Source organism: Brevundimonas vesicularis, assembly GCF_032067225.1.
Lineage (GTDB): Bacteria > Pseudomonadota > Alphaproteobacteria > Caulobacterales > Caulobacteraceae > Brevundimonas > Brevundimonas vesicularis_F.
Genome location: NZ_DAMBJX010000093.1, coordinates 1 through 6,795, shown reverse-complemented (window position 1 = coordinate 6,795; position 6,795 = coordinate 1). Strand labels below are relative to the sequence as shown.

The 6,795-nt window shown below is 68.1% G+C and carries 8 protein-coding genes and 2 pseudogenes; 4 read left to right on the top strand and 6 right to left on the bottom strand.

The annotated features are described in order from the left end of the window. Together RT123_RS15175 and RT123_RS15170 are read left to right on the top strand one after the other, a co-directional pair. Nucleotides 1-185: pseudogene (locus RT123_RS15175) on the top strand (low specificity L-threonine aldolase); the annotation flags it as partial. A 59-nt stretch (nucleotides 186-244) separates the two neighbouring features. Further along, nucleotides 245-2,146, top strand: a complete 1,902-nt coding sequence (locus RT123_RS15170; RefSeq protein WP_409514922.1) for an ABCB family ABC transporter ATP-binding protein/permease — start codon at nucleotides 245-247, stop codon at nucleotides 2,144-2,146. Here RT123_RS15170 and RT123_RS15165 read toward each other — a convergent pair. From RT123_RS15165 to RT123_RS15140, 6 genes and pseudogenes are all read right to left on the bottom strand, one after another. Continuing rightward, nucleotides 2,131-2,610 carry a chemotaxis protein CheE gene (locus RT123_RS15165; protein ID WP_313010023.1) on the bottom strand — a complete coding sequence of 160 codons (480 nt, stop codon included), beginning with the start codon at nucleotides 2,608-2,610 and terminating at the stop codon, nucleotides 2,131-2,133. The genes RT123_RS15170 and RT123_RS15165 overlap by 16 nt on opposite strands. Further along, nucleotides 2,607-3,158 carry a PleD family two-component system response regulator gene (locus RT123_RS15160; protein ID WP_091746309.1) on the bottom strand — a complete coding sequence of 184 codons (552 nt, stop codon included), beginning with the start codon at nucleotides 3,156-3,158 and terminating at the stop codon, nucleotides 2,607-2,609. The genes RT123_RS15165 and RT123_RS15160 overlap by 4 nt, the downstream gene beginning before the upstream one ends. Before the next feature lie 135 nt (nucleotides 3,159-3,293). Further along, nucleotides 3,294-4,241, bottom strand: a pseudogene (locus RT123_RS15155) (acetyl-CoA carboxylase carboxyltransferase subunit alpha). 89 nt (nucleotides 4,242-4,330) lie between these two features. After that, nucleotides 4,331-4,525, bottom strand: a complete 195-nt coding sequence (locus RT123_RS15150) for a type II toxin-antitoxin system HicA family toxin (RefSeq protein WP_066551252.1) — start codon at nucleotides 4,523-4,525, stop codon at nucleotides 4,331-4,333. 82 nt (nucleotides 4,526-4,607) lie between these two features. Further along, the gene (locus RT123_RS15145) at nucleotides 4,608-4,832 is read right to left on the bottom strand and encodes a DUF1902 domain-containing protein (RefSeq protein ID WP_066551253.1); all 225 of its coding nucleotides are present in this window, start codon (nucleotides 4,830-4,832) and stop codon (nucleotides 4,608-4,610) included. A 17-nt stretch (nucleotides 4,833-4,849) separates the two neighbouring features. After that, nucleotides 4,850-5,770 carry a site-specific tyrosine recombinase XerD gene (locus tag RT123_RS15140; RefSeq protein ID WP_313010019.1) on the bottom strand — a complete coding sequence of 307 codons (921 nt, stop codon included), beginning with the start codon at nucleotides 5,768-5,770 and terminating at the stop codon, nucleotides 4,850-4,852. A gap of 125 nt (nucleotides 5,771-5,895) precedes the next feature. On the opposite strand from RT123_RS15140, the gene RT123_RS15135 reads away from it, so the two are divergent. Further along, nucleotides 5,896-6,462, top strand: a complete 567-nt coding sequence (locus RT123_RS15135; protein ID WP_313010017.1) for a shikimate kinase — start codon at nucleotides 5,896-5,898, stop codon at nucleotides 6,460-6,462. Continuing rightward, a partial coding sequence (locus RT123_RS15130; RefSeq protein WP_313010014.1) for an iron-containing alcohol dehydrogenase occupies nucleotides 6,459-6,795 on the top strand: 337 nt, incomplete at its 3' end. The genes RT123_RS15135 and RT123_RS15130, both read left to right, overlap by 4 nt.

Below are 6,795 nucleotides of genomic sequence, written 5' to 3'. Positions count from 1 at the left end.
TGGCCCATCCGGTGGAGGCGAACGCCGTCTTCGTGCGGATGCCGCCAGAGGCGCATGCCCGCCTGAATGAAATGGGCTGGGCCTGCTACGCCTTCGATGACGGTTCGGTGCGCTTCGTCTGTTCATGGGCGACGCAGGAAGCGGCCGTGGACGAGTTGATCGAGGCGGTCGCCGGTCTGGGCTGAGCGACTAATCCCCGTTCGCGCGTCAGCGTGGCCTTTCCCCGGTCGCAATGGGTTTCCATATGCGCATCATGGCGATGCGAGGCGAACGCTCCGGCGGCAGGCGTGACCCGATGGTCAAGGCGCAGCAGGCAGGGAGCACACAGGACAAGACGGACGGACCCCCGACGCTGACGGCGTTGGCGGACCTTGCGCGGCTGGTCGCCCGTTCAGGCGCACCGCACCTGAAACTGCGGCTGATCTCGGCCATCCTGCTGACGCTGGCGGGCAAGGGGCTGGGCGTCATGGCGCCGCTGGTGCTGGGTGCGGCGGTCAACCGTCTGGCGGCGGGGCAGGGTGCCGCGACCGCCGTCGGCCTGGGCTTTGCGGCCTTCGCCATCGGCTGGACGCTTGTTCGGTTCCTGTCGGCGGCCTCGCCCCTGATCTCCGACGTGGTGTTCGCGCCGGTGCGTGCCGCCGCCCAGCGCGCGACGGCGGCCGAGGCCTTCGCCCATGCGCTGAGCCTGTCGCTGGATTTTCACCAGACCAAGCGCTCAGGCGCCCTGTCGCGGACGATGGACCGGGGATCGCGCGCGGTCGATTTCCTGCTGCGCATCCTGGCCTTCAACTTGGTTCCGACGGGGGTGGAGCTGGTGCTGGCGGCCGGCGTGCTGGGCGCCAAATACGACTGGCGCTTCGCCGCCGTCGCGGTGGTCGTGGTCGTCATCTACACCGCCGCCACCTTCGCCATGTCCACCTGGCGGTTGGAGCATCGCCGGATCATGAATGCGGCCGATTCCGAGGCCGCTGGCGTCTCGGTCGACGCCCTGCTGAACTATGAGACGGTCAAGTCGTTCGGCGCCGAGACGCGCGCGGCTCAGACTTATGACCGCGCGTTGGGCGACTATGCCGAGGCGTCGCTGAAGGCCAACAGGTCGCTCAACATGTTGAACGGGATGCAGGCCCTGGTAATGAACCTGGGCCTGGGCGTCATGGCGGTGATGGCCGGATTCGAGGCGGCGGCCGGTCGGATGGGGCCGGGCGATGTGACGGCGGCGGTGCTGATCATGATCTCGCTATATGCGCCGCTCAACATCCTGGGCTTCGCCTATCGGGAAATCCGTCAGTCCTTCATCGACATGGAGGAGATGCTGAAGGTGACGCGACAGACGCCGCAGGTCGCCGATGCGCCGAACGCCGTCACCCTGCCGCGGCCGGTCGATGCGCGCGGGGCGTCGGTAGCGTTCGAGGCCGTCGGCTTCCGCCACGACGCGCGGGCCAATGGGCTGGAGGACGTCAGCTTCTATGCCGCGCCGGGCACCACGACGGCGTTGGTCGGGCCCTCGGGCGCGGGCAAGTCCACCATTGTCAAACTGGCGCTGCGTCTGCTCGATCCGCAGGAAGGCCGCGTGCTGATCGACGGCCATGACGCGCGTGAGGTGACCCAGGCCTCGCTGCGATCGGCGGTCGCGCTGGTGCCTCAGGATGTGGCCCTGTTCAATGACACCCTGGCCGCCAACATCGCCTTCGCCCGGCCCGAGGCGGATGAGGCGCAGGTGTGGGCGGCCGCAGAGGCGGCGGAACTGGCCGACTTCATTCGCGGCTTGCCGGATGGGATGCAGACCAAGGTCGGCGAGCGGGGTCTCAAGCTGTCGGGCGGCGAACGTCAGCGGGTGGGCATCGCCCGCGCGCTGCTGGCCGATCCGTGCATCCTGATTCTGGACGAGGCCACCAGCGCCCTGGACAGCCGGACCGAGGCGGCGATCCAGAAGACGCTACGCAAGGCCAGGAACGGTCGCACGACCCTGGTGGTCGCACACCGGCTGTCGACCGTGGCGGACGCGGACCAGATTCTGGTGCTGAAGTCCGGGCGGATCGTCGAACGCGGCGGGCACCACGAACTGGTGGCCCGACAAGGCGGGGAATACGCGGCCCTGTGGCGCAAACAGACGCGCGGCGGCAAGACGCCTCAGATGGCCGACTGATCGGCGGCCGGCAGCTTCTTTCTCAGAACCTCATGCAGGTTCGTCAGGATGGCGGTCCGTGCGGCCTGCTCTTCCGGCGGCAGCGCCAGCAACAGCTTCATCGCCTGGGCATGGACCGTGGCGATGCGCCAGTCGAACCCGCCCTGGCGCGGCGCGGCGTCCAGCAGGTCGCACAGGCCTTTGGCCGCGGTGCATAGGTCGTCCATCGAGAAGGGGCTGGCGGCGTCAATGATCTGGCTTGAGGCGGAATAGGCCAGATCCAGCCGCATCGGCTCGATCAGGTTCGGATCGGGCTTGGCGAGGAGCACCGCGATATTGTCGCCGATGATGGCGCGGGCCTGATCCTGAAGTCCGTCCAGATTGGCGCGGGCCTGGGCCAGCGCGGTGCCGACGCTGACTCCGCCGGGGCGATCCAGCATCTCGGAGAGGCGCGACTTGCGTTGGTTGTGGGTGATGACGGTCATAGGGCCAGACTCTCCATCCCCTTCGCCTTGCGAATCATGTCGGCGCGACGTTCCACGCCTTCATAGCCGGTGTGCCGGAACCGGCGATCCGGCCCCAGATAATCGCCGACCTCAAGGAAGGGCCGGGTGTCGCGCGCGACCCACAGGATGCGCTCAAGCAGAAGGGCGGGGCTGAAGGGCTTGGTGACGACGAAGTTGGCGCCGCAGTCCCGCGCCTCGGTGACGCGCCCGCGACGAATGTGGCTGGCGGTCATGATGACGGGGGTGAAGGCGTTGGGATTAGGGCCGGAGCGGCGCAGCCAGCGCACCAGTTCGAACCCGTCGATGTCGGGCATGTCGGTGTCGACGACCAGCAGATCGACGGGCTTGTCGGTCAGCAGCTTCTTGGCTTCCATGCCCGTGCCGCACGCATAGGTCGGGCGGATGCCGAATCCGGTCAGGGCGTTGGACGTCAGCGTCAGCGAAAACGGCGAATCGTCGACGATCATCGTGATCGCGCCAGCCAGATTGAAGACGGCGCTTTCACGCAGGGACTCGCCGCCGCTCATGGCGCAAAGGCCCCAGTCTGTCGCGCCGCTGAACTCATGGCCGGTCGCAAACCCCGATGCCCCTGAACGAAGCGCCGAGCTTGGCAGACGAGGGTGGATGCTGCGTTAACGTTGGTCGGCCAAAGCGACCAGGCGTCAGAGGGCGCCGATGGCGTAGAAGCGATCCGCGCGGCGCTTCTTGATCTGCTGGGGCGTCAGGCCGTCGAAGCCCTTCAGCTCTTCGGCCAGAACGTCGCCGACATTGGCCATGGCTGCGTCGCGATCGGTGTGGGCGCCGCCGACAGGCTCTTCAATCAGGCGGTCCACGATCTTCAGCTGCATCAGGTCCGGGCCGGTGATCTTCATCGCCATGGCCGCATCCTTGGCCCGCGCGCCGTCGCGCCACAGGATGCCGGCGGCGCCCTCGGGCGAGATGACCGAATAGATCGAGTGTTCCAGCATCAGCACGCGGCTGGCCGCCGCGATGGCGATGGCGCCGCCCGAGCCGCCTTCGCCAGTGATGGTGGCGATGGAGGGCACGCGCAGGGTCAGGCAACGCTCGGTCGAGCGGGCGATGGCCTCGGCCTGGCCGCGCTCCTCGGCGCCCAGGCCCGGATAGGCGCCGGCGGTGTCGATGAAGCTGAGGACCGGCAGGCCGAACTGTTCGGCCATGTCCATCAGGCGCACCGCCTTGCGATAGCCCTCAGGCCGGGCCATGCCGAAGTTGTGGGTGATGCGGGTCGCGGTGTCGTGGCCCTTTTCGTGGCCCATGATGACGACGGGTCGGCCGCGGAACCGGGCCAGACCGCCCAGGATGGCTTGGTCGTCGCCGAACTGACGGTCGCCGTGCAGTTCGTTCCAGTCGGTGAACAGGCTCTGGACGTAATCGATGAAGTGCGGGCGCTGCGGATGGCGCGCGACCTGGGTCTTCATCCAGGGGTCGAGGCCGGCGTAAGTCTTCTTGCGCAGCTACTCGGCCTTTTTGCGCAGGCCCTCGATCTCATGGTCGATGTCGCCCGAGGTGTCGGCCAGCAGCGACAGCTCGTCGATCTTGGCTTCCAGATCGGCGATCGGCTTTTCGAAGTCGAGATAGTGCGTGGCCATCAAGGCGTCCGGGAACTGCAAACGGGCAAAGCGCCCTTGGGGAAGGCGCGCGAACCTAGAGAGGTCAACGCCGCCGGGCAAGCGGGGGTTCAGAACGCTTTGGGCAAACCGGCCTGTTTGAGGACGGTGTTGGCGGTGTGGCGGCTCTTCGAGCGCGGCACGATGACGGCGTGCGGCTGGTTCGGGTGTCGCCATTTTTCGTGACTGCCCTTGGCGTTGACGACACGACGCCAGCCGGCGGCGGAGAGGAGGGCGGTCAGTTCGGGGTAGAAGTCCTTGGGCATTTTGTGTCTGCGACCTCAGTGGCTAGGTCTTATCAGACCACCATTTGGCCTACAGCGCGGGGCGGTTCGAATAGCCAAGTATCTACGCCGCGATGACGTCAAACCCGCCCACTGCTTCAAAGCGAACGGGAACTTCGCCGTGGATTCCGAGATTTTCCGCCAGAAGCTCAGGCGCGAAATGGCGCGCGAGGTTCTCGAACTCTCCGAGCGTCGCCGTTTCCAGCACCAGCCCAACAATGTTCGACTCGCTGCACCAGACCCCTGCCTCGGGATCCCAGATCGCCTTGACGTAGAACTCTTCAGCCATAGCCGGAATATGCGCTGTCAGTCGTCGCGCGCCAAGGGGTGGTTTTGTTGGACGACCTGGGCCAGGCGATCGGTGGCGACGTGGGTGTAGATCTGGGTCGTGGCGATATCGACATGGCCCAGCAGGGTCTGAACGACGCGCAGATCGGCGCCGCCTTCGAGCAGGTGGGTGGCGAAGGCGTGTCGCAGGACGTGGGGGCTGACGCGGGCCGGGTCGATGCCGGCCGTGATCGCGGCCTCGTCCAGCAGTTGGGCGAAACGCCGCGGGGTCAGATGGCCGGTGCGGCCGGAGGAGGGGAACAGCCAGGGGCTGTCCGGCGTCTTGGGCTTGCGACCATCCTTGCCCTTCAGTTTAGCGTCGCGGGCGGTCAGCCAGGCCTTGATTGCCTCGCGGGCGGCGGAATTCAGAGGCGCGAGCCGTTCCTTGCCGCCCTTGCCGCGCACGATCAGATAGGCGGGATCGCGACGGACGGCCTCGACCTTGAGCCCCAGCAGTTCCGACACCCGCAGGCCGGAGGCGTAGGCCATCTCGACCAGGGCGACCAGGCGCAGACCCGCCGCCGCGTCACGGGCGGCCGAGGCGGCCAGAAGGGCGTCGATCTCGGCGCGGCTTAACACCTTCGGCAGGGACCGGCCCTGTTTGGGCGCATCGAGGCGGCGGGACGGGTCATCGGCGCGCCAGCCCTCGGCCAGGGCGAAGCGGTAGAACTGCCGCGCCGAAGAGCGACGCCGTGCGGCGGTGGCGGCGGACAGGCCGCGCCGGGACAGGTCGGCGAACCAGGCCTCGACCGCCTCGGCGTCGGCCTTCATCAACCCGCCGGCGTCCGACAGCGCCGTCTCCGCGTCCGCCAGATCGCGGCCATAGGCGGACAGCGTATGGGGCGAGGCGTCGCGTTCGACCGCCATCATCTCCAGAAAGGCCTCGATCTGGGGCGTCATGGGGCGATCCTTGGCCTGAACGACTGGCGCAGGGTCAGGCTTGGTGTAGAGGTTTTCTGGATCATGCCTGCCCGCGCCGCCGCCTTCGCCTTCCTCTCGACCGACCGTTCCGCCGGAGCCGCCGGATGAGGCGGCGCGCGAATCCGGGTCCGACCCGCACCATAGCCCTGGTCGGCCTGATGGGGGTGGGCAAATCGTCGGTCGGCCGTCGGCTGGCCAATCGGCTGCGACTGCCGTTCGCGGACGGCGATGTGGAGATCGAGGCGGCGGCCGGAATGACGGTGTCGGAAATCTTCGCCGCCTTGGGCGAGGCCGAGTTCCGCGCGGGCGAGGCGCGGGTGATCCGCCGCCTGCTGGAGGGGCCGCCCATCGTGTTGGCGACCGGCGGCGGGGCGATGATGAACCCGGAGACGCGGGCGTTGCTGAAAGCCAAGGCCGACACCGTCTGGTTGAGGGCCGATCTGGCGGTCATTGCGGAGCGGGTGGCGCGGCGCGACACGCGGCCTCTGCTGCGCGGCAAGGATCCGCTGGAGGTGCTGACCGGCCTGGCCGAAGCCCGCTATCCCATTTACGGCGAGGCCGATGTGACCGTGGACGTCGGGCAGGGCTCGCACGGCCAAGCGGTGGACGCCATTCACAACAACCTGCGCCGGCACTGGCGCCAGAGACGACGCACGGAGACCCCGCAATGACGATCATTCCGGTCAGCGGCGGGGCCTTTGCCGCCTATGACGTGGTGGTGGGACGCGGGCTACTGGCGCAAGCCGGCGCACGCATCGCGGCGTTGGCCAAGGGGCGGACGGTCATCGTCACCGACGAGACGGTGGCGGGCATCCACGCCCAGGCCCTGACGGCGTCGCTGAGGGCGGCGGGCGTGACCAGCGAGATCGTAGCGGTGCCGGCAGGCGAGGGCGCCAAGTCCTTCGCCGAGCTGGAACGGGTGCTGGATCGGCTGCTGGAGATCGGGCTGGATCGGAAGGACGTGGTCATCGCCCTGGGCGGCGGGGTCGGCGGCGATCTGGCTG

Excerpts from the sequence above, each read along its gene's own strand:
- RT123_RS15140 (WP_313010019.1), bottom strand. The coding sequence starts at position 5,770 with ATGACGCCCCAGATCGAGGCCTTTCTGGAGATGATGGCGGTCGAACGC.
- RT123_RS15170 (WP_409514922.1), top strand. The coding sequence starts at position 245 with ATGCGCATCATGGCGATGCGAGGCGAACGCTCCGGCGGCAGGCGTGAC.
- RT123_RS15135 (WP_313010017.1), top strand. The coding sequence starts at position 5,896 with ATGAGGCGGCGCGCGAATCCGGGTCCGACCCGCACCATAGCCCTGGTC.
- RT123_RS15145 (WP_066551253.1), bottom strand. The coding sequence starts at position 4,832 with ATGGCTGAAGAGTTCTACGTCAAGGCGATCTGGGATCCCGAGGCAGGG.
- RT123_RS15150 (WP_066551252.1), bottom strand. The coding sequence starts at position 4,525 with ATGCCCAAGGACTTCTACCCCGAACTGACCGCCCTCCTCTCCGCCGCC.
- RT123_RS15160 (WP_091746309.1), bottom strand. The coding sequence starts at position 3,158 with ATGAGCGGCGGCGAGTCCCTGCGTGAAAGCGCCGTCTTCAATCTGGCT.
- RT123_RS15165 (WP_313010023.1), bottom strand. The coding sequence starts at position 2,610 with ATGACCGTCATCACCCACAACCAACGCAAGTCGCGCCTCTCCGAGATG.